At 50.2% G+C, this 23569-nt stretch carries 15 protein-coding genes; 7 read left to right on the plus strand and 8 right to left on the minus strand.

The window, feature by feature from the left end:
* From nudC to yfcE, 7 genes are all read left to right on the plus strand, one after another.
* The gene (gene nudC, locus QUW60_RS01440; protein WP_289558310.1) at positions 1-840 is read left to right on the plus strand and encodes an NAD(+) diphosphatase; all 840 of its coding nucleotides are present in this window, start codon (positions 1-3) and stop codon (positions 838-840) included.
* A gap of 661 nt (positions 841-1501) precedes the next feature.
* Complete coding sequence (locus QUW60_RS01445) at positions 1502-2680, plus strand: ATP-binding protein (protein ID WP_258337578.1); 1179 nt, start codon at positions 1502-1504, stop codon at positions 2678-2680.
* Positions 2681-2723: 43 nt separating this feature from the next.
* Complete coding sequence (nifJ, locus tag QUW60_RS01450; RefSeq protein WP_258337577.1) at positions 2724-6281, plus strand: pyruvate:ferredoxin (flavodoxin) oxidoreductase; 3558 nt, start codon at positions 2724-2726, stop codon at positions 6279-6281.
* Positions 6282-6390: 109 nt separating this feature from the next.
* Positions 6391-6546, plus strand: a complete 156-nt coding sequence (locus tag QUW60_RS15140; RefSeq protein ID WP_434736828.1) for a hypothetical protein — start codon at positions 6391-6393, stop codon at positions 6544-6546.
* An 11-nt stretch (positions 6547-6557) separates the two neighbouring features.
* On the plus strand, positions 6558-7196 hold the full coding sequence (locus QUW60_RS01455) for a hypothetical protein (protein WP_434736829.1): 639 nt from the start codon (positions 6558-6560) through the stop codon (positions 7194-7196).
* Between the two features lie 66 nt (positions 7197-7262).
* The gene (locus tag QUW60_RS01460; RefSeq protein WP_353479587.1) at positions 7263-8273 is read left to right on the plus strand and encodes an acyltransferase family protein; all 1011 of its coding nucleotides are present in this window, start codon (positions 7263-7265) and stop codon (positions 8271-8273) included.
* Between the two features lie 273 nt (positions 8274-8546).
* A complete protein-coding gene (gene yfcE, locus QUW60_RS01465; protein WP_289558191.1) occupies positions 8547-9101 on the plus strand; it encodes a phosphodiesterase in 555 nt (184 codons plus the stop codon).
* 80 nt (positions 9102-9181) lie between these two features.
* On the opposite strand, the gene QUW60_RS01470 is transcribed toward yfcE, so the two are convergent.
* The 8 genes from QUW60_RS01470 to QUW60_RS01505 form a co-directional block, all read right to left on the minus strand.
* Positions 9182-10624, minus strand: coding sequence for a DUF5723 family protein (locus QUW60_RS01470; protein WP_289558192.1), 1443 nt, complete (start codon positions 10622-10624; stop codon positions 9182-9184).
* A 148-nt stretch (positions 10625-10772) separates the two neighbouring features.
* A complete protein-coding gene (locus QUW60_RS01475; RefSeq protein ID WP_258337574.1) occupies positions 10773-11549 on the minus strand; it encodes a LytR/AlgR family response regulator transcription factor in 777 nt (258 codons plus the stop codon).
* A gap of 1 nt (position 11550) precedes the next feature.
* Positions 11551-13584: a tetratricopeptide repeat-containing sensor histidine kinase gene (locus QUW60_RS01480; RefSeq protein WP_289558193.1), complete on the minus strand. Its 2034-nt coding sequence runs from the start codon at positions 13582-13584 to the stop codon at positions 11551-11553.
* 294 nt (positions 13585-13878) lie between these two features.
* Positions 13879-15177, minus strand: a complete 1299-nt coding sequence (locus QUW60_RS01485) for an alginate lyase family protein (RefSeq protein ID WP_289558194.1) — start codon at positions 15175-15177, stop codon at positions 13879-13881.
* An 11-nt stretch (positions 15178-15188) separates the two neighbouring features.
* Positions 15189-17234, minus strand: coding sequence for an IPT/TIG domain-containing protein (locus QUW60_RS01490; protein ID WP_289558195.1), 2046 nt, complete (start codon positions 17232-17234; stop codon positions 15189-15191).
* Positions 17235-17269: 35 nt separating this feature from the next.
* The gene (locus QUW60_RS01495; RefSeq protein ID WP_289558196.1) at positions 17270-18478 is read right to left on the minus strand and encodes an IPT/TIG domain-containing protein; all 1209 of its coding nucleotides are present in this window, start codon (positions 18476-18478) and stop codon (positions 17270-17272) included.
* 34 nt (positions 18479-18512) lie between these two features.
* Positions 18513-20300, minus strand: a complete 1788-nt coding sequence (locus tag QUW60_RS01500; protein ID WP_258337569.1) for a RagB/SusD family nutrient uptake outer membrane protein — start codon at positions 20298-20300, stop codon at positions 18513-18515.
* A 20-nt stretch (positions 20301-20320) separates the two neighbouring features.
* Positions 20321-23569, minus strand: a complete 3249-nt coding sequence (locus tag QUW60_RS01505) for a SusC/RagA family TonB-linked outer membrane protein (protein ID WP_289558197.1) — start codon at positions 23567-23569, stop codon at positions 20321-20323.

Here is a 23569-nt window from a genome sequence, read left to right on the forward strand (position 1 = left end):
CTGCCGAAACATCAATCAGAAAACACTAATCTACAAAATACGATGAAGCAAAAAGAAAACGGAATGTGCGGCTGGTTCGTATTCTGCGGCAACCAGCTGCTGATAAAAAAAGAAAACGGAGGCTATCATATCCCCTATTCGGCAGAACCGCCTGCAGAAGTTCCCGAAGGAAAAACGGTGCATGTCATCGGTACCGTTGAAGGAATGACGGCAAAGGCTTTCGCCATCACATCGCCGGTTGACGGTGACGAGAACTCTCCGCAAATGATGAAAGACCTGCGGGCGTCATTCAATGTACTCCCTCTGGAAGAGTACAAGATGGCAGGCAAGGCATCACAAATCCTGACATGGGACAGAAACAGCCAGTTTTGTCCGGCATGTGGCGTGCGGACGGTTCAAACAGGCCCCATCGCAAAACAATGCCCGCAATGCCATCAGGAAATCTATCCGCGCATTTCTCCCGCCATCATTGTGCTCATCAAGAAAGGAAGCGACAGCGTGCTGCTGGTTCATGCACGCAATTTCCGCGGAACATTCAAAGGACTGGTAGCCGGCTTCCTCGAACCGGGCGAAACGCTGGAAGAATGCGTATGCCGCGAAGTGATGGAAGAAACCCGATTGCGGATAAAGAATCTGAAGTATTTCGGAAGCCAGCCTTGGCCATATCCAAGCGGAATCATGATAGGCTATGTCGCCGAATACGAAAGCGGAACCATCAGGCTGCAGGATGAAGAGCTCAATACCGGAGCGTTTTACGACCGGAACCACTTGCCGGAACTTCCTCAGAAACTCAGCATCGCCCGCCGGATGATCGACGCGTGGCTCGAAGGAAAAGTATAATTCACAAAGTCCGCAGCTTTCGCAACAAGATGCTGCGGACTTTCCCCGTCATAACGGACGGCCTTTTTCCTGGCGCATAACAAAGAATCCCAAAGCCTTCGTTGCTTTTCCATATGCGCTTCATCCCATACCCGACAAACATCCCGACCGGTACATCCCGATTAACATATCCGCCGCTCCAAGTTTACTGCCAAATCAAAAAATCAAGGGGTAGGGGTTTCTTTCTTTATCTTTTCTTTATATATAATAAAATGGGTTTCGCGTACTCGTTCGTGGTTCCCTTGCCTCTACAAAACATTGAACATCAATACTTTAACTGTGACTTTCGTGGTTCCCTATATGTTTTTAAGTTAAATGACACACTAATTTAATTAAATAAGCTTACAAGAATGCTGCAAAAGACAAGCCGTCAGCCCAAGTCACTTAACGGCTCATTTTAATCAAGATGACGGGAAAGATTAAAAAAATGTCCCGTCATCTTTTCAAGCGCGCACAGACACTGAAGCGCGGATCGGTTTCCCGCAAAAACGCCGCCCTCCGGACTTGTCCCTCCCGCCCTCCCTCACTCAAAAAAATTCTTCCCATTTTTTCAAAATTTGACAACTCCAGTTTGCAATCTAATGAAGTATTCGTATATTTGCAACGCAGAATTGAGAAAGGAATGGAAGCATTTTACAGAACGCACAGCTATCTGGTTGAACATACAAATGCTCCTGTACGACGCGACCTGATGGATGAAATCGACTGGAGCGACCGCCTCATCGGAGTAAAAGGAACCCGGGGAGTCGGGAAGACCACTTTTTTGCTGCAATACGCAAAAGAGAAGTTCGGCTACGACCGCTCCTGCCTGTATGTGAACATGAACAACTTCTACTTCTCTCAATACAGTCTGGTTGACTTTGCAGGAGAGTTCGTGAAACGCGGGGGAAAGGTGCTGCTTGTAGACCAGGTGTTCAAGCTCCCCAACTGGAGCCACGACCTGCGCACGTGCTACGAACGGTACCCCCAGCTGAAGATCGTGTTTACCGGTTCGTCCGTCATGCGCCTGAAAGAAGAGAACCCCGAGCTGAACGGCATCGTAAAATCATACAACCTGAGAGGATTCTCCTTCCGCGAGTTTCTGAACCTGCAGACCGGAAACCACTTCTCGCCCTATACGCTCGACGAGATCCTGCACAACCACGAGCATATCGCAAAGACCATATTGCCCTACATCAACCCGCTCAATTATTTTCAGGACTACATCCATCACGGCTTTTACCCTTTTTTTCTGGAGAAGCGCAACTTTTCGGAAAATCTGCTGAAAACCATGAACATGATGATCGAAGTCGACATACTTTTAATCCAACAAATTGAGCTGAAATATCTGTCGAAAATAAAAAAATTACTATATTTGTTGGCTGTAGACGGGCCGGTCGCCCCCAACGTCAGCCAACTGGCCGCCGACATCCAGACATCGCGCGCAACCGTGATGAACTACATCAAGTATCTGGCCGACTCCAGACTCATCAACATGATTTATCCCAAAGGAGAGATGTTTCCGAAAAAGCCGGCAAAGATCATGATGCACAACACGAACCTGATGTACAGCATCTATCCGATCAAGGTGGAAGAGCAGGACGTGCTGGAAACTTTCTTCGTGAACACGATGTGGAAAGACCATAAAGTGAATAAGGGCGACAAGGGCATCTCGTTCCTCGTGGACGGAGAGCTGCGGTTCCGCGTGTGCACGGAACACTACAGGCAGAAAAGCAACCCGAACACCTATTATGCCATGCACAAGATGGAAATGGGGCACGGCAACCAGATTCCGCTCTGGCTTTTCGGCTTTTTGTATTGACAGGAAATTTTTATTATTACTTAATACCTAATTTAGTAATTGTATGACTAAACAAAAAAAATTCATCACTTGTGATGGCAACGAAGCTGCCGCTCACATCTCGTACATGTTTACGGAAGTAGCAGCCATCTACCCCATCACTCCGTCGTCTACCATGGCTGAGCACGTAGACGAATGGGCTGCCGCAGGTCGCAAGAACATCTTCGGCGAAACTGTTCTGGTACAGGAAATGCAATCTGAAGGAGGTGCTGCCGGTGCAGTTCACGGCTCTCTTCAGGCTGGTGCATTGACTACTACTTATACCGCTTCTCAAGGTCTGCTGCTGATGATCCCGAATATGTACAAAATCGCAGGCGAACTTCTGCCGTGCGTATTCCACGTATCGGCACGTACACTGGCTTCTCATGCGCTGTGTATCTTCGGCGACCATCAGGACGTTATGTCTGCACGCCAGACCGGATTCGCCATGCTGTGCGAAGGATCCGTACAGGAAGTAATGGATCTGGCAGGCGTAGCTCACCTGGCAACCATCAAGTCACGTGTTCCGTTCGTGAACTTCTTCGACGGTTTCCGCACATCTCACGAAATCCAGAAGATCGAGAAGCTGGACAACGAAGACCTCGCTCCGCTGATCGACCGCGAAGCGCTGGCCGACTTCCGCAACCGTGCGCTCACTCCGAACAAGCCGGTGGCACGCGGTATGGCTGAAAACCCCGACCACTTCTTCCAGCACAGAGAATCATGCAATCCGTTCTATGACGCTGTTCCGGCTATCGTAGAAGAATACATGAACGAAATCAACAAGATCACCGGACGCAACTACGGTCTGTTCGACTACTACGGAGCCGAAGACGCTGAAAACATCATCATCGCCATGGGTTCTGTAACAGAAGCTACCCGCGAGGCTATCGACTACCTGACTGCCCAGGGCAAGAAGGTCGGCCTGGTGGCTGTTCATCTGTACCGTCCGTTCTCGGCCAAGCACTTCCTCGCCAAAGTGCCCAAGACTGTGAAACGCATCGCTGTGCTCGACCGCACAAAAGAACCGGGATCAAACGGCGAACCGCTGTATCTGGATGTGAAGGACGTATTCTACGGACAGGAAAATGCCCCGCTGATCGTTGGCGGACGCTACGGTCTGGGATCTAAGGACACCACTCCGGCCCAGATTCTGTCGGTATACGAAAACTTGGAACTCCCGATGCCGAAAGACCACTTCACCATCGGTATCGTGGATGACGTTACATTCACTTCACTGCCTCAGAAAGAAGAAATCGCTCTCGGCGCAGAAGGCGTGTTCGAAGCCAAATTCTACGGTCTGGGAGCCGACGGTACGGTAGGTGCCAACAAGAACTCCGTGAAGATCATCGGTGACAACACCGACAAATACTGCCAGGCTTACTTCTCGTACGACTCCAAGAAGTCGGGAGGTTTCACCTGCTCCCACCTGCGCTTCGGCGATCATCCGATCCACTCTACTTACCTGGTAACCACTCCGAACTTCGTGGCTTGCCACGTTCAGGCTTACCTGCACATGTACGACGTGACCCGCGGTCTGCGCAAGAACGGCACCTTCCTGCTGAACACAATCTGGGAAGGCGAAGAACTTGCCAAGAACCTGCCGAACAAGGTGAAGAAATACTTTGCAGAAAACAACATCAGCGTATACTATATCAACGCTACGCAGATTGCTCAGGAAATCGGTTTGGGCAACCGCACCAACACCATCCTGCAGTCAGCATTCTTCCGCATCACAGGCGTTATCCCTGTTGACCTTGCAGTAGAACAGATGAAGAAGTTCATCGTGAAGTCTTACGGCAAGAAGGGTGAAGACGTGGTGAACAAGAACTATGCAGCCGTTGACCGCGGAGGCGAATACAAACAACTGACCGTTGACCCGGCTTGGGCAAGCCTGGAAGTTGAACCGGCTGCTGCCAACAACGATCCGGCATTCATCAACGAAGTGGTTCGTCCGATCAACGCTCAAGACGGCGACCTGCTTCCGGTATCTGCATTCAAGGGCATCGAAGACGGTACATGGCATCAGGGAACAGCCAAATACGAAAAACGCGGCGTAGCTGCATTCGTACCGGAATGGAACCCCGACAACTGTATCCAGTGCAACAAGTGTGCTTACGTTTGTCCTCACGCTTCCATCCGTCCGTTCGTGCTCGACGCTGAAGAACAGAAGGGTGCAAGCTTCCCGATGCTGAAAGCAGTCGGCAAACAGTTCGACGGCATGACATTCCGCATACAGGTAGACGTTCTCGACTGCTTGGGCTGCGGCAACTGTGCCGACGTTTGTCCGGGCAACCCGAAGAAGGGCGGCAAGGCACTGACCATGAAGCATCTGGAAAGCCAGCTGGCAGAAGCAGACAACTGGACTTACTGCGCAGAAAACGTGAAGAGCAAGCAACACCTGGTAGACATCAAGTCGAACGTGAAGAACTCTCAGTTCGCTACTCCGCTCTTCGAGTTCTCGGGCGCTTGCTCCGGCTGTGGAGAAACTCCGTATGTAAAACTGATTTCTCAGCTGTTCGGCGACCGTGAAATGGTTTCAAACGCTACCGGATGTTCTTCTATCTACTCCGGATCAGTTCCTTCTACTCCGTACACTACCAACGAAAAAGGCCAGGGTCCGGCTTGGGCTAACTCCCTGTTCGAAGACTTCTGCGAATTCGGTCTGGGTATGGAACTTGCCAACAAGAAGCTGCGCAACCGCATCGAAGACGCCATGAAGGCTGCCATCGCTGCAGAAGGCACTCCGGCTGAATACAAGGAAGCATTCCAGGAATGGATCGACGGACGCAACGATGCCGACAAGAGCAAAGCTGCTGCCGAAAAGATCATCCCGATGGTAGAAGCTGCCAAGGACAAGTGCGAATACTGCGCTACAATCAACGAATTCAAGGATTACCTCATCAAACGTTCACAGTGGATCATCGGCGGTGACGGTGCATCTTACGATATCGGCTACGGAGGTCTTGACCATGTAATCGCTTCGGGCGAAGACGTGAACATCCTCGTTCTGGATACCGAAGTTTACTCGAACACCGGAGGCCAGTCATCCAAGGCTACTCCGCTGGGCGCAATCGCCAAGTTCGCCGCTTCCGGAAAGCGCGTACGCAAGAAAGACCTCGGTCTGATCGCCACTACTTACGGTTACGTTTACGTAGCTCAGATTGCAATGGGCGCCGACCAGGCTCAGACGCTGAAAGCAATCCGCGAAGCCGAAGCATATCCCGGACCGTCACTGGTCATCGCTTATGCCCCGTGTATCAACCACGGTCTGAAAGCAGGCATGGGCAAGAGCCAGGCAGAAGAGGCTAAGGCCGTTGAATGCGGTTACTGGCATCTGTGGCGCTTCAACCCGGCTCTGGAAGACGAAGGCAAGAATCCGTTCTCGCTCGACTCGAAAGAACCGAACTGGGCTAACTTCCAGGATTACCTGAAAGGTGAAGTTCGCTTCGCTTCTGTAATGAAACAGTATCCGACAGAAGCTGCCGCCTTGTTCGACGCTTGCGAAAAGATGGCTAAGAAACGTTACGACTCATACAAACGTATGGCCGCAATGGACTGGAGCGAAGAAAAAGCTGAATAATTTTTCTGGCTGAAACATAACTTGGACAGCCGGTTCGTACCAACGGACCGGCTGTCTTTTTGCCAGCCGCACATTGCCTCGTTATCAACCGACAAGCAACAACTGCTATATGAAACACAACATCTATCTTGCCTCCAAGCCCCGCTATGAAATATTGGACGGCCTGCGCGGAGTGGCTGCCATGCTGGTCGTGTGCTACCACCTGCTTGAAACTTACTATCACGGAGGACTGACCAACCCATCAACCACGGCTATCTTGCCGTAGACTTCTTTTTCGTGTTGTCGGGATTTGTCATCGGATATGCCTATGATGACCGCTGGAACCAGATGTCGATGTGGGGATTCGTGAAACGCCGGCTCATCCGCCTGCACCCAATGGTGATATTCGGTTCGCTCTTCGGAGCCGCCCTGTTCTATTTCGGCGACTGCTCCAGTTTCCCGCTCATCGGAAACACGCCCTGGTATAAGACTGCGCTGATCATGCTGTGGGCATTCACGATGATTCCCATACCCAAATCGATGGACATCCGCGGATGGTCAGAAACCAATCCCCTGAACGGTCCGGCCTGGTCGCTGCAATGGGAATACCTCGCCAATTTTCTGTATGCTGTCCTGTTCCGGCACTTTTCACGGAAGACACTGACTGCCTGCGTAGCAGTTTTCGGCATCATGACCCTTGTGCTTTGTCTGAACGTCGATGTATTCGGCTTCCTTGCCGCACGCGATTATGCTGCCTACACAGTAGTAGGCGGATGGAGCCTGACGCCCGACCAGCTTCAGATAGGGCTGACCCGCCTGCTCTACCCCTTCTTCTGCGGACTGCTGCTGTCGCACACCGGCAGGCTCATCAAAGTAAAAGGAGGATTCTGGTGGTGTTCGGCAATCCATGCTGGTCGTGTGCTACCACCTGCTTGAAACTTACTATCACGGAGGACTGACCAACCCATCAACCACGGCTATCTTGCCGTAGACTTCTTTTTCGTGTTGTCGGGATTTGTCATCGGATATGCCTATGATGACCGCTGGAACCAGATGTCGATGTGGGGATTCGTGAAACGCCGGCTCATCCGCCTGCACCCAATGGTGATATTCGGTTCGCTCTTCGGAGCCGCCCTGTTCTATTTCGGCGACTGCTCCAGTTTCCCGCTCATCGGAAACACGCCCTGGTATAAGACTGCGCTGATCATGCTGTGGGCATTCACGATGATTCCCATACCCAAATCGATGGACATCCGCGGATGGTCAGAAACCAATCCCCTGAACGGTCCGGCCTGGTCGCTGCAATGGGAATACCTCGCCAATTTTCTGTATGCTGTCCTGTTCCGGCACTTTTCACGGAAGACACTGACTGCCTGCGTAGCAGTTTTCGGCATCATGACCCTTGTGCTTTGTCTGAACGTCGATGTATTCGGCTTCCTTGCCGCACGCGATTATGCTGCCTACACAGTAGTAGGCGGATGGAGCCTGACGCCCGACCAGCTTCAGATAGGGCTGACCCGCCTGCTCTACCCCTTCTTCTGCGGACTGCTGCTGTCGCACACCGGCAGGCTCATCAAAGTAAAAGGAGGATTCTGGTGGTGTTCGGCAATGATTGTCGTACTGCTTGGCATGCCCTGGATGGGAATGGGAGCAGAAGGCGGCGCACGATGGACGAACGGACTTTACGAAGCAGTCTGCATCCTGATCTTTTTCCCGCTCATTGTGTCCATCGGTGCCGGAAGCAGTGTAAAGGGAAGCACCTCGGAAAGCATCAACAAGTTTCTCGGCGACATATCCTTTCCGCTCTACATCACCCATTATCCGCTGGTCTACATGCAGATGGCATGGGTGGAAAACCACAAGGATGCACCTCTCGGCACACATGTCTTTGTCGCTGCCGCTACATTTCTGCTTGCAGTCTTCATCGCCTACGCCGCATACCGGCTCTATGACATACCTGTCCGCGAATGGCTGAAAAACAAACTTTTCAAGCCTGCCCACAAACAGATATAACTTTGTTTCCGGACCATGAGCCGGCAACCGTGCCGGCAGGCTTGATCTGCACAAAAAGGAAGAGGCTGTGCAATACCATTGTCCCCTTTCTCATAAGCCAACCGATAGGAAGAGCCGTACGAAATGGTATCGGCACCTTGATTCCGCAAGAAAAGAAACAACCTGAACAATTATCAGACGATCCATTTCCGCCGCATTAATCTGCCGATCCCGTTCGGTTATTCCAGCGAGATTGCGTAACTTTGCGGAAATCCAAACAAAAAGACAAGCATTATGAAATACCTGATTGTATCTGACATACACGGATCGCTCCCGGCACTGGAAAAGGTGCTGGAGTTTTACCGGCAAAGGAAGTGCGACATGCTCTGCATTTTAGGCGATATCCTGAACTATGGTCCACGGAACGGACTTCCGGAGGGACTGGACCCGAAAGGCATTGCAGAAAGGCTCAACGCCATGAACAATGAAATCGTCGCCGTCCGCGGCAACTGCGATTCGGAAGTGGACCAAATGCTGCTCGATTTTCCCATTCTGTCCGACTATACGCTGATAGCGGACAACGGGCAACGGCTCTTCCTCACTCACGGGCACGTCTACAACGAAGAAAAAATGCCGAGAGGAAAGCATGAAGCATTCTTCTACGGACATACACATCTGTGGAAACTGGAAGAAACAGACGGAAGGATAATCTGCAATACGGGATCGGTAACTTTCCCAAAAGGAGGAAACCCGCCTACCTTCGCTACATACGAAAACAATGTCACAACCGTTTACCGGCTGGACGGCGAAAAGCTGAAAGAGCTGGCACTGCCGGCAAAAAGCAAATAAAAAAAGGTGTGCCGGTTCAATGCGCACACCTTAATAACTATCTGCAACGGCAACACCTACCGTGATTTGTCGTTCTACTATCAGTTATTACTGGCTCTTGAAGCTCCCAACGGGAAAGAGAATCCAAAGAATCCGTTCACACTCTTCGAGTTGTTTCCGAAATACATATAGTCTGTACCGACAAACAGAGGACCGAACTTCAGAGCAAGACCTATCGACTTGCCGGCAGCCTGAATCGGTGAATAGCTCACAGCCGCATTAAACCAGTTCTTCGGACGGAACGTAGCCGAGAAAGTCAGCTCGTTCAGCGCTTTCGGCTGAACAAAACGGCAAGTGTACATGGCGCCTACACTCAGTTTGTTGTTGAGCAGACCGTATTCACCGGCAAGCAGGATGGTAGAAGCAAGACGAGTCTTCAAATCGGCTTCCTTAGGATCTCCTTCCGCAAAGTCAAAACGTTCCAAAGAAAGGAAATCACCTCCGATATACTTGTCATAGTTGTCGCTGTCAATGGTTTCATCTCCATATCCGCTGACAGTGGCAATTGTAGTCGCGCTTTCTTTCCACTTCAAGAATCCCAAATCAAGCACAGCAGCAGAAACCGTCAGGTTATCCCACACCTTATAGCTTGCACCCAGGTCGATACCGAAACCGGTTCCAGAAATGCCCAAATCGCCGGCCTCAATGTCGAAGTCATCAATCATTCCATTCTGATCGAATGTCATGCCGCCACCTTTCAGGGTAGTCGTGATGCTTCCGTCAGCCTCATAACTGTAATGGCTTCCATACCAGTCTTCAGGACTGAATTCTCCGGCTCTTGAAACATAGTCACTGTAGTTTCCGGAAATCTCTCCCGGATCAACTCCTGCCGGAAGGTTCGGAATCTCCAAGTCTACATCGAACTGCTTGATATTCATCTCCGCTCTGGCCAATCCCAAAAGTACCTTCACACGTCCGCCGACAGTCAGCTTATCCGTTACCTGACGAGAATATCCCAAGCCTACTTCAGCATAAGCGCTGACGTTCAGCTTCTGGTTCGCAATATTATACTGCTGGCGCGTACCGGCGAGATCTTCAATGGCAAAACCGTTCATGTTACGCATCATGCTAAACATATCACCCGACAATGATGCGCCGACATCCATGCGCAGGCCTACGTTTACGCTCCAGAAACCTTTGCCGCGATACCAGCCGAACGAAAGAATATCCGTATTGAAGTTCACGTTCAAGTTGTTTTCCCCTTTCAGCCTGTCAAACAGTTTGTTGTTCGAAAACAGATCTTCCCCTCCGTCAAGCACGTCAATGATATCACCTGTCCCCAATACATTAGAAGATGCACTAACATTCAACGAACCGATAATCGGAAAATTGAAATAGCCTCGTGTCGGCTGCAATCCCGGATTCATCTGAATACGGGTACTTGTACCCTCCATGAAATAAGAAGTACGAAGATACTGTGCCTGTGCAGCAGACGCAGCGCACACAAGCCCTGCCGCCAATAAAACTCTCTTACATTTTTTCATACCGCTTTGTATTGATTAACTTTTTTGCAAAATTAAACATTAGTTTCCAAATGCCAAATAGAACAAAGCCAAAACAAAAGCCAAAAGCCACCATTTGAGAATAAGCGGTCGAAAAAAGCGACTATCCGTATCAAATCAGCGACCAGTTTTAAAGCTGGTAGAAGCGCTCCATCATTATTTTCCGGTATTTTTTAGAAACCTGCAATTCCTCAACCGAGTTGAAGGGAGGATACATGATGCAGCGGTTTCCCTGCACCATAAGCAGATAATTCATGTTAATGATATACGACTGGTGCACCTGCACAAACGAGTCGTCATACCCGCACAGACTTTCGGCCGTTGTGTTTCTTTTCAGCGGAATAAACACACCGCTGGCAAGAGCAGCCTCCCAGATCTTGCGTCCGGACAGATAACGGAAATAGCCGATGTCGGAAACACGGAGAATACGGAGATCTCCGGTGGGCGTCACCACCATAAACGACTTTTCGCTTGCCGGCAATCTGCATTCATTCCCCTTGACCGGCAACTGGCGTTCGGCATCCTCGCTTTGAGAAGCGGAAAGTATGCGGTCGACAACGATATCCAGCTCGGCCGAATCCACCGGCTTCAGCAGAAAATCGAAAGCGAAATTCCTCAACGCATCAATCAAATACTTGTCATAAGCCGTATAAAACACGATGTGCATATTCCAGTCCGTCACACGGCGCAGCCTGACCGCCGCATCCATCCCCAGCATATCCGGAAGCTCCACATCCAGAAACAGCAGATCCGGACGCTCCTTTTCCACCAGACGGATGCCTGCGCTCCCATTATGAGCTATCCCCACGACATTCAGCCTGCTGAAACGTCTCAATTCAAAACACAGATTGTCGATAGCCGCCTCTTCGTCATCCACAATCACGATTTTCAAAATGTTGTCGTTCATGTCATTCCATTTTTTTCAACGTATATGAATAATCCAACGGCACTTCATATTTTACTTCACACCCCATTGTGCCGTCGTCATCCACCTGCAAATTAGTAATTCCCATCACAATCGGACGGCGGTTATAAAAATTCAGCAGTTGGATAGTCTGTGTTATTACCTTCATGCCTGTACCCGTTCCGCGGTTTGCGCTTCTGTTCCGGTATCCCCCTCCGTTATCGCACACTTTCATGACAATGACGTCATCCCGCCGTTTCAGCGAAATCTTCAGCCATTTCTTCCCCTCTTTCATCCGCAACCCGTGTTTGATGGCATTTTCAACAGGAATCTGGAGCATCATTGCCGGCAAAAGCACTTTATCCGGCAAGATTTTACTGTCAACCTCCTGAACGAACTCAAAATCGCTTCCCAAGGCAGAACGTTCCAAAGCCACGTACGTATTCACGAAATCCAGTTCGTCGGCCAACGTTACAGCCAGTTTATCGGTCAGTTCCAGATTCCTGCGGAGCAGCTTGGTCAGGTTCATCAGGTTCCTGTTTTTCGACTCATCGCCGCGAAGGTTCATCTCCCTGTTAAGCAGGTTAAAGATAAAGTGCGGAGATATGCGGTTGCGTATGTTCTCAAGCCTCAACGAGGTTATGGCCGTATGAAGCCTCGTCTGCTCCATTTCCCGCTGCCTTTTGCGATGGAAAACGAGAGCCAAGGCCCCGCATCCCAACAGAAGCACCCCTACAATAATTCCCCAAAGCCACTGGTAGAGGCTCAGCACCTGATTCTCTTTCTGCTCGATAAAGAGCTCCTGTTTCATCAGCGTGCTGTCGCGCTTGTATTTCAACGCAATCTCAGCCGAACGCATCTTGATCCGCTCGTTTCTGACAGAATCATCTATTTCCCAATTGAGTTTCTGATACTCGTATGCGTTGCGCCAGTTTCCCACAGCCTCAAAATAATGCTGCAAATAACGGTTGCGGATGCGGATCATGTTCAGCTCCACCCCCTCCGTATCCTTTGTCAAGCTCAACAGATGCCTCGCCCGCGATGTGTTTCCCTGCTTGAGGGCCAGTTCAATCATCTGCGTATCAATATAGTAAAGAGCGCTGAGGTTTTTGTTCTCCATGAAAAAACGCCGGCATCTGTCGAGGTAGCAGGAAGCCGAATCCGTCTGGTTCATCAGCATGAACACCTCGCCCAGATTGACCATTGTAAGATTCCGCTCAAACTCCATCTCAGGATGCGAATTGGTCAGAGCCAGCGAACGCCGGAAATACTCGAGCGCCTTCGGATAGTCCTGACGGTAATAATACGAGTTTCCCCTGTTGTTCAGGTACACGTGCTTCTCGTAAGGCTGCATTTCATCAAAATAAGCGGCCGCCAGATCATAATAGTAGTCGCATGTCCCGAAATCGCGCAGCTCCATATTCACCTGAGCCAGACCATAATAGATAGGGAAACGCTTTTTTTCTTCCATCCGTATGGAATCCGCCATCGAGAGCGCGTAATTATACCAGTAAGAGCCGAGATCCAAACGCCCCGTACGGATATAAGCGTCTGCAAGATTCAAGGAGATATTCAGCAACGGCTCCGACGCGCCTGCGTGGGAAGCGCACCGATAAGCTTTTTCAAAAGCCCACACAGCCGAATCGTAAACGGCAAAACGCCCGTAAAGATTTCCCTGCATATTATAGACATTCGCATACAGATCCCTTACACGCGCATCCGACGAATCGCGGGAGCAAAATGATCCGGCCATCCGAAGCAAAACCTCCGACGAATCGAACTCGGCGAGAAAAAGCTTTGACTTTGCCTTCAGAACCAACAGACTATAATACGACACACTGTCTTTAACCGAAGGAAGCAGACTGTCGACAGCAGCACATACCTCGCCCGGCCTTTCAGACGTATTACTTTCCAACCCCGCCATTAAATTCGCATACGGTTCATGCCTGCCTTCCGTGCCGCGGACCAAACATCCCGGCAGCAAAGAAAGCATGAAGAAAGAAATACATAAAAAAAGGAAAACATTCAATTTCTCCATTAAACTCTGACATATTTCTTCGTCGGCAAAAATAGGCAAAAGAAAATGAAGAACAAAAATTAACATCCCTTTTTTACAACCGTCAAACGATTTTTACAAATAGACAACCGCAAAATCCGGAAGCTCAAAGCGACGAAAAGCAAACGGAAAGACACAAGAAAAGGCGATGAATTTTCCCGACGGTCCGCCGGAGAGCCTCTCCTGCAAATGGCAAAAAGGGAATGTGCCAAGACAGAAAACCCGTTTCTGCACCATGACACATTCCCGACGAAAAAAAGCAACAGTCAGTCCAGTTTAGTCACGAGCATACATCAACGTACCGAACCCCAAATTGTCGAATTCACCGCTGTTCGCGCCGTAATCACCTCCACCGCCTTCCGGAGCTTCATACTCCATCGCAAATTTCGTGTATTGGATGGCACTTTCGTCGACATTCTTTATCTTGGCATAGTGATAATACGGCAAAGCCCAGATCGGACGGCTGATTATCGCACGCGCATGAATCGAAGGATATTCCTCCGTAGCCGTTCCCCACGGGCCCTTATATTCGCGCGTGTAAGGAACATTGGGCACATCAAGCCCGGCATAGTCATACTTTGCCGTATATTCGCATCCTTTCAAAAACAGATTCTGCCCTCCATAACTGAAGAAGTCATCCCCTTGATTCCAGCACAACTGGCAGATTACTCCCATCAGCCCCTGGCACATGTAAGTATGTCCGGCATCACGGTTGCTTTCCTGCCACTGCGCAAGGTTAGAGTTTTCGCCGTCAAACACATGATAAATGGCCTTTGTGATGCAACCGTTGGTTTCTCCCACTTGGAAATGCTCGACGGCTTCATTATAGATGTCGCGGCGGTCGGCCAGAATGCCGATCCCCACCATTGAAGCGATGTTGCACAATCCCCAGTTAGCCCAATAATGTCCGGCCGGAGTATCATGATGCCTGTCGAGAAAATCCTTATTCATCGGATAGAACACATTGACCATCCAGTCCTGATAAGCCTTGAAGTCTGCATCCGCCCATCCTTCATAGCCACGCATCAATTCTCCTGCCACAGCAAACTGATAGCCATAGATTCCTGCCGCCAACGACATATCGGTCGTTCCATTGATAACCGTACAGGTAGAAGCCCAGCCGTTCAGGATTTCCACGGCCTTGTCGGCAAAGGCATTATCGCCCGAAATTTTCCAGCGGAGAGCCAGCTGATAGGCTGCCGCCACATCGTTGTATGCATACCTGTAGTTTTCGGCAGTCCCGCTGCCACGTGTGATGCTTGTCTGCGGATTCGGCACATAGCTTGTCTGCGCATGCGAATTGTTGACCAGCTTTTCATAACCTTCCGCCCATGGCGAACGTGTGAGATTGTCCTTGATGCGCTGGAAATCTTCCGGCGTGTGCAAGCCCCCGTTATGGATCATAGGCTCGGTTTCCGCCTTCAGCGGAATGACCAGCGAGTCGCTTGCCAGCGGAATCTTGTACAGATCCGTTTCCACGCCTGCCGGAAGATCCGGCAAATTTACTCCGTCGCCGCAGCCCGGCATTGCCAGGCTGAGAGCGAACATTGCTGCTATATAATACATCCTTCTCATTTTTTCAGTTTTTAATTTTGACTATTTCCCATATATTCAACTCTAAACGAATTAAACTTCACATAAGACTGCCGGTTGGTAAATGATCCGACAAAACCGATAGCTATTTCCTGTCTGCCGGGCAAAGCGAAGTCCACGACAATGTCCTTTACACCATCCACTGCCGTTTTAGCTATACAATCATTGCTACCCTCCGCAGTTACCTCAAACGATGCGTCATCAACAACCAGACAGGCCGACCCCGTTCCTCTGTTTCCCTGACCTTTTGGAGCATATTCTGCAACAGTACCCGTCAGTCTGTAATTTCCAGCCGGAACAGCAGTGCACTGGTAAATCCGTCCATTTGTCAAAGAATTCGGGAATCCCCAGTCTGTCTGCAATCCAAGAGAATTTCCTGCATTCAAATCATATTTAGGATTATGCTGCAGTCCAAAGCCTTCCATATTTGATCCTGAATTGTTCACTACAATCCAATCTGCGGGCCTTGACCATTCGCCTTGTCTTTCAAAATCTCCGTTGCCCTGCGCCAACGAGACAAACGGATGGCTGTAATTCTTCAATACATACGCCGTTACATCCATGCCATCAACCAGCGGTTTCAAGTTCATCCCCATAACCGGAGTTTCTATTCCTGCAAATGTCAGAGAAATGGCGCCATCAACAGATCCGGAAGGAACAAATGCCCTGATTTCCGTATCAGAAATAGCAACGATGCGAACCTCAGTTTCACCGAACCTCAGCACTACATTGTCTGAATCTGTTCCGAAACCTTCGCCGGAAATTACGATTTCGTCACCTTCCTTGACCAAAGCCGTGGTTTCATCATGCAGGAAGCTGTCCGCATTAATCGCCGTAATCTTCGGAGTGGCCAATACCGTAAACAAAGCATTCTCGCCCAAATCAATCGATTTCCCTTTGACTGTCAAAGACAATGCCACAGATCCGGCATCCAGCGTTACCGGGACTTTGACTGTGATATTTCCGGATTCGGCATCCACCGAAGTCACCTCCGCCTCAGTTTCTCCGAACATGACCTTCACATCATCGGTCGTAACCCCCGCCAGATTCGAACAGACAAACGTCACATCACTTCCGGCATGAGCCTGAGAAACAGAAACCTTGTCAACGACTGGAGTAGCCATCACCGTATAAACAAGCGGATTTCCCGTTGCAACCGTTTCAAACGAGGTAGCTACAGACACCGTATATTCGCCTACAGCAAGGTCAGCAGGCAAGACAGCCACGATGGCCTCGTTAGTAGTTCTTTCAATATCTACAACTGCCTCCGCAACATTTGTCCCTTGAGCCAGTGTCACTCTGATCGGCTGAAGTTCCACATTCTCTTCCAGCAAATCCGGCTTCAGATCCGTTCCGTTGACAGTGACTTCACTTCCGGCATAACCTGATGTTACAGACAGTCCGGTGACGGCTGCATGTTGCAATACCGTAAATCCGTTCGTCAGAGGCACATTCACATTACGGTCAGAAATGGTCAGGGCTATCGGACCGCTCACGGCTCCTTCAGGAACCTTCACCGCGAACGATTCGGCCGAAGGAGCGCTTGTCAGCGCAGCAGCTTCTGATGTACCGCTAAACAGCACCGTATAGAACGCTTCGGATACGCCCAAATCATGTCCGGAGAACACAATCTCATCACCCACAAATCCGTAAACCGGATTCACATTCGTCACGCCCGGCTCTCCCAACACATCAAACATGTATTCCGTAGCCACAGTCTGTCCATACACATCCACCGTAATTTTTCCTGCAGTTGCCCCTTCCGGAACCTTCACCACAATCGCATTCTCACTTACAGAAACCACTTCAAGTTCTGTTCCGCCCATCGTCACCTTAACGGCATCCGCCATGATTCCGAACTCCGTGCCATTGATGGTGAACTCCGATCCCGTATATCCGGAAGCAGGCGAAATGCCCGTTACAGTCACCACGGGATCCTGATTCTGCAACATCACCACCGTCTGCCCTTCGTCATCACAAGCAACCATCACCGGAGCAGCAAACAACAGCGGCAATAAATAATAGTATATTCTTTTCATGATGTTTTGTTTAAGTTTATGAATTTATTCTTAGCCTATTCCAGAATCAGCTTGATGTCGCTCACCTTGAAATAGCTGTTGTTGCCGAATGTCGCAACGAAGCCAAAAGTCACCTCCGTATCTTCATCCAGCGTAAAATGAAGCGTTTCAACTCCCGGATTATCGTTGGACACGCTGTTGCTCGTGAAATATGCCGAAGCGATTATGCCGGACGCAGAAGCGATGCCTTCCAGGTCGGGCAGTTCAGCATTACCTTTCATCAGCACAATGCAGGCCTTGTTCGCCACATTACATTCCACATAACTGATTTCCATCGAATAGGTTCCGGCAGGAATGACCGTGCTCTGATACATCTTTCCGTTTGTTATGGAAGAAGCCGAACCGCTTCCGCCCCATCCGGCCTGCATGCCGAGCGAAGTTCCGTTGCCCGTAAACATGCCGCCCACTTTCCCTGCACTCTGGTCAGCATTCTTGTTTACGAACGACTTGGCCGCATCATTGACAGTCCACCCTTGCGGAACCGCCATATTCCGGTCCCCTTCCTGTCCGCTTATGTAAGGAATCTGCTGGAACGGTCTTGCATAGTTCTCCAGATAGAAGATGGTAACATCTCCTTTCGACTCAGGATTCATCATCGCATCTCCCGTCAGCCTCATCCCGTTAATAGTGACGTATACGCTTCCCGAAGCGTAACCCGCAGGTGCAGTGGCAACGATGTGCTCCTCGTCAACCAGTTCAAAGTCAGCAGAAGTGCCGTTGAAGCTTACGGAAATTACGCTTGCATCCGTACCGAAGTTCGTTCCCGTGATGGTCACCAGATCACCGGCAGCAGCCACTCCTTCTCCCAGTCCGTTGTCGGAACGGACAGAAACGATTGTCGGTGTCGGCAGAACAGTAAAAGTAGCGACACTATCAACCGACTTGCCCCATACTTCGAGCGACACAGCTCCGGTGACGGCTGCATCCGGCACCTTCACCACGATGCGGTTATTCTTGCACATCAGCACACTGTCGGCCTCCACTCCGCCGAAGAAAACTTTCACAGCCTCCACCTGATCGCCGAAATCGGTTCCCGTTATGAGGACACGCGACTGGATATATCCCTCGCTCGGCGAGATTCCGGTCGGTTTCGGCATAGGATACTCGTACATCTTGAAGTTGGCATCTTTCTCGCAACCTGCCATCAGCGCGGCAAAGACTGCCCACAAAGACAAACTTGACAAAAGGTTAAATATATTTTTCATATCTGTAATTCTATAAACGGATTAATCAGTTTTTTCAATAGCCCGGATTCTGCACCAGATTCGGATTCATTTCGATCTGACGTGACGGCAACGGCCACAGATAGTCAGTCTTGTCAACCGAAATTTCCGAGCTTCCCAAACATACGACACAAGTTACCGGAACATCCTCACCTGCCTGCACTTTTTCAGTTCCCCACACATAGTTGTTGGGCGAATAGAGATTGGCAATGGCATTCCCGTCATAATCCACGAAATCAGTCTTAAAGTCTGCATCACCCACTACCATTCCGCAACGCGATTCATTCAGTTCCGCTTCCATCTGTCCCCAGCGCTTCAAGTCATCATACCGGAAGCCCTCCATATAAAGTTCGATCGTGCGTTCACGACGGATTTCGGTCAGCATGTCCAGGCCGTTGCTTTGAACGAAAGCATTGCTCAGATGAGCCACCCCTCCACGGTCACGCAGCAGATTGATCGAACGGTCGAGCTGCCCGTCTTCGATGCGTCCGTTACGTTCGAACAGAGCCTCTGCATAGATCAGATACACTTCCGCCAGACGAAGCACCGGATAATTATGATGCTCATCCTTGTTGGCTACGGTGCGGCTTGTAATGGCAAACTTATAAGAAGTGTATCCGGAATTTCCTCCGGTCAGCGCAACGTTGTCTGTGCGCCCGATATACGACGCCAGACGATAGTCACGGTTGTCAAACTCCTCCCCGCGGTGTTCATACCCTTTGAAAAGCGGACTTTTTTCGACGGGCAGACCGTCACGGCACAAGAACATGTCAACCAGCTTGCGGCTTGCCGTCAGCTTCCAGATAGTCTGCGTGATTTCCTGTCCGGCGATACGCTGCGTATCATAAGTTGAATAGATGACAAACTCATGGTTCGTGTCTTTTCCTTTTCCGAACGGATTGCTGCTTTCGTCTTCGATGTTGAACAGGTAGCGGCTGCTCATGTAGTTTTCCATCTCAGCGGCATCAGCCTCATCAGCCGGCTCGCCGCTGGCATTGAAGTTCCAAAGGCTGTATGACGAGTCGCCCATCACATCCTCGCACAAGGAAACGGCCTCATCAAGGAAATCGTTCACCTGGTCGGAAGCAGGTCCGCCCGACCCCTGAAAATCGGTTGACGTGCCGTTGTATTTCCGCCACGTAGCTTCATAAAGCAGCACACGCGCCTTAAAGGCTTTTGCACCTCCTTTGCTGATACGCCCTTTATCGGAAGAAGGAATGCTCGCTTCGTTTGGAAGATATTCGATCGCCTTGTCCAGATCGGAAAGGATGAATTCGACAACGTCATAACGGCTGCTGCGCGATCCGTACAGCTCCGGAGAATCTACATCCAGCACCGCGGTTACGATAGGCACCCCGCCGAAATGCTGCAGCAGATAAAAATAAGTGTAAGCGCGGAAGAAATACCCTTCGCCCAGCGGCTGTTCAATGTCTTGCTGGCTGCCCGGATAAGCGGCGGCCTTCTGAAACAGCATGTTCGTGGCACGGATATTTCCGTAACAGTTGTCCCACCATCCGCTGTTGGCCGCAACCTGGATGGTTCCCGTCCCCACATCATTGTTGTTGCTGAAATAAGTGGAAAGGTCTGACGCACAGTCCATGTGGTCAAAAATCCCGTCATAACGGCACTGCCATCCGATAAGCTGGTTATAAAGGCCGAGAGCATACTCGTTGAACTGCTCTGCCGTCTGGAAATAAACCAGATCCGTCTTTGCGTCCAGCGGCTCCAGATCAAGGAAATTGTCTGCGCAGGAAGAAAATGCGACAGCACCGGCACAAGCTGCTATATATATCAATTTTTTCATACTCAATTAAAGTTTATTAGTTACAAAGTGATATTCACGCCGAACGACCAGGTGCGGCTGAACGGATAACCGTTGTTGTTGGATGTTTCTCCCATTTCCGGGTCAAACCCGTCGGCAATGCTGGTAGCCTCCCAAAGGTCATTTCCAGAGAAATAGATGCGCACCTTTTCCAGTTTGGCCTTCCGGGTCCACACCTGCGGCAGCGTATAGCCCACAATCAGTGTCTTCAGGCGAATGTAACGGCTGTTCTGCAACATGAAGTCGTTGTTTTCATAGTTCCAGTGGGCACGATTCTGATGGGATGTCAGACGAGGATATTTGGCATCAGGATTGTCTTCCGTCCACGTCTGTCCGAGGAAGGTAGGATTCTGGTTGGTATATTGCGCATAGAACGGATAAGCCATCCAGCCGGTACGCATAATATACTGCTTGCCCACACCCTGGAACATTGCGCTTACATCAAACCCCTTCCAGTTCAGCCCGGCATTGATGCCGAACACATAATGCGGATTGGCATCGCCCACATACTGAAGGTCGCTGTCCTTGCTTCCGTCTGCCGTAATCTTCCCGTCACCGTTCAAGTCCAGACGTTTGGTATCACCCGGACGGAGCGCGTCGGACGAACCTTGCATCACATTCGACAAAGCCGCACCGCCATTGCCGTAAAGTGCATAATAACGGTCCACCTCAGCCTGGTCCTTGAAATAACCGTCTGTACGATAGAGGAAGAACGCATTGAGCGGATAACCGTTCACATTGTTCTTTCCGGCTCCATAGATGTCAGCCCCTTCCAGCTCTTTCAGCATGCTTTTCGTATCACCCACGTTGAAATTCACAAAGTAAGACAGATCCTTCCAGTTGTCACGCCATCCTACGCTCAGTTCCCATCCTTTCACGTTCAGATGGCCGCTGTTTGTTTTCGGAGGAGTTCCTCCCAGCAAAGAAGGATAAGTGACTTGCGACAGCATTCCCTTATTGTCCTTGATGAAGTAGTCGAACGTAGCGGTAAGGCGGTTATCAAAGAAATTGATGTCAATACCGAAGTTCTTCTGAATAACCCGTTCCCATGTACGGTCGTAGCTGACCAGGCCGCTATATCCGCTTGACACGTGTGAAATGACGGGACTGCCCAGATAAGTCTGCCCCAGTCCGATGGTGCCCACATAGTCGAAATCACCCAATCCGGCATCGTTGCCCGAACTGCCGTAATTGAAGCGGATCTTGCCGAAGCTTACCACGGGAGTGACAAATTCCATGAATTTTTCTTTGGTAAAAGCCCATCCCACAGATACAGAGCCGAAGTTCTGGAACTTATGCCCCGGAGCGAACTTCGAGTTACCGTCCCTACGTCCCAGAAGCTCGAGCAGGTATTTCTCCTGATAGTCATAATTCACGCGCGCGATATACGAATAAGTGCCGTTCTGCGTTTTTCCCCCGCCGTTTCCCTGTGTGCCGGATGCCAGATTCAAATCATAGACGCCCGAGTCTTCAAAGTTCTCACGGGCAGCCACCAGCTTCTTTGTCACATACTTTTCGGCGTTGATGCCAATCATGGCCGATATGTTGTGTGAACCGGCAAACGTATTCTTATACTTCAGCAAAGCAGAATAATACTGGTACAGCATATTGTTGGCCTGCGTCAGATATCCGGGGTTATGAGAATCCTTGATGTTCAGCACATCCGTAGGATAAGTGAGCGACTGCTGCGTGTTGTTCACGATTTCCGTTGCCGGATTTCCCCACCAGTCATAAGTCTGCACAGGAATCACGTAACGCTCCCGCCGGTATTCTTCGTTCTGAAACGACATCATACCCTCAAAACTGATGCCCTTCCATATATCCACTATCGCTTTCAAGTCAACACGGGTGGTCAGGTTGGTGTTTTCATCTCGTCCGCCGTCAGATGTTGCCGCAGCAGGCTGACGGTCGCCCACTTTTCCGTAATTGGCATACCACTGGCCGTAAGGATTCTTGGCCGGGAAAAGCGGCGGTTCGTAACCGTAAAGCGTATTGTCAAGACCCGCAGACGGAGAAGAAGTGTTCGTCCGGACCATACTGGCCGCCGTTTCCAGCTTGAACCAGTCGGTCAGCTTGATGCCATAGTTCAAACGGAGGTTGATCTGTTTCTGTCCGTCGTATGCCGTGGCAAGATTACCCTGGTTGTCGGCATACAAGGCCGAAATACGATAGTCGCTCTTGTCGGTTGATCCCGAGATGCTCAAGTTATGCTGGTAAGAATAACGCGTGCGGAACATTTCGTCCTGGCGGCGCGAGTTGGCAAGAAAGATCTTTTCCCCCCAATCGGTATGGTTTATGGTATAGATTCCTTCATACCCCGACTGCATCAGAAGCAGATTCTCTTCGTTCAGCCATCCCCACCAGTTCTTGATGGTTTCTTCCTTGTTCGCCTCCAGCCATACGGTGGCATATTCCTGCATCGTCGGAGAGAACGCAGTGATGCCGTCTGTGGTGAAACGCATGTTGAAGTCATAGTTGACATTGACTTTTCCTTTACCTTTTTTGGTGGTGACAAGTATGACACCGTTTGCAGCCTTCGCTCCATAGATAGAAGCCGAACCGTCTTTCAGCACGCTTATCGTTTCTATATCATCGGGGTTCATGTTCTGGAAAGAAACGCCGTTCAAGGCCGGAACACCGTCAATCACGATCAGCGGAGAACCTCCATTTACGGACGTTGCGCCACGGATCTGGAAAGCAATGCCTTCGTTACCCGGACGGGACGAGGCGCGCGTAACGGTCAAACCCGGAGTCTGTCCCTGCAAGGCCAGACCGACATTGGTAACGGCACGGCTCTCAAACACTTTTTCATCCACCTGGTCAATAGCGCCGGTCAGCGTGGTCTTCTTCTGCACGCCATAACCAACCACAACCACTTCATCAAGCACCTTATTGTCTTCTTTCAGGACAATCCGGTTCAACTCTTTGCTGGAAGCCGGAAAAGAGGCCGTCTGATAACCGATATACGAAATTTCAATAACCGCATTCCGCGATGAAACGTTCAGCACAAAATTGCCGTCAATATCTGTTATCACGGCATTCGTGGTTCCCTTCTCAACCACATTGGCTCCAATCACAGTTTGCCCCGAAGGGTCAAACACCTGGCCTTTCACCGTTATTTTCTGCATGGCCGTCTGTGCATGGAAAGTTTCGGCATCAGCCGGCAAAACTCCTCCCGCCAGAATGGCAGAAGCCATGAATGCAGAAAAAAGCAGTTTCTTAGACGAAAAGACTAACAAATCATTTTTCAT

Origin of the sequence: Bacteroides gallinaceum, assembly GCF_030373775.1 — a bacterium.
Classification (GTDB): Bacteria; Bacteroidota; Bacteroidia; order Bacteroidales; family Bacteroidaceae; genus Phocaeicola; species Phocaeicola excrementipullorum.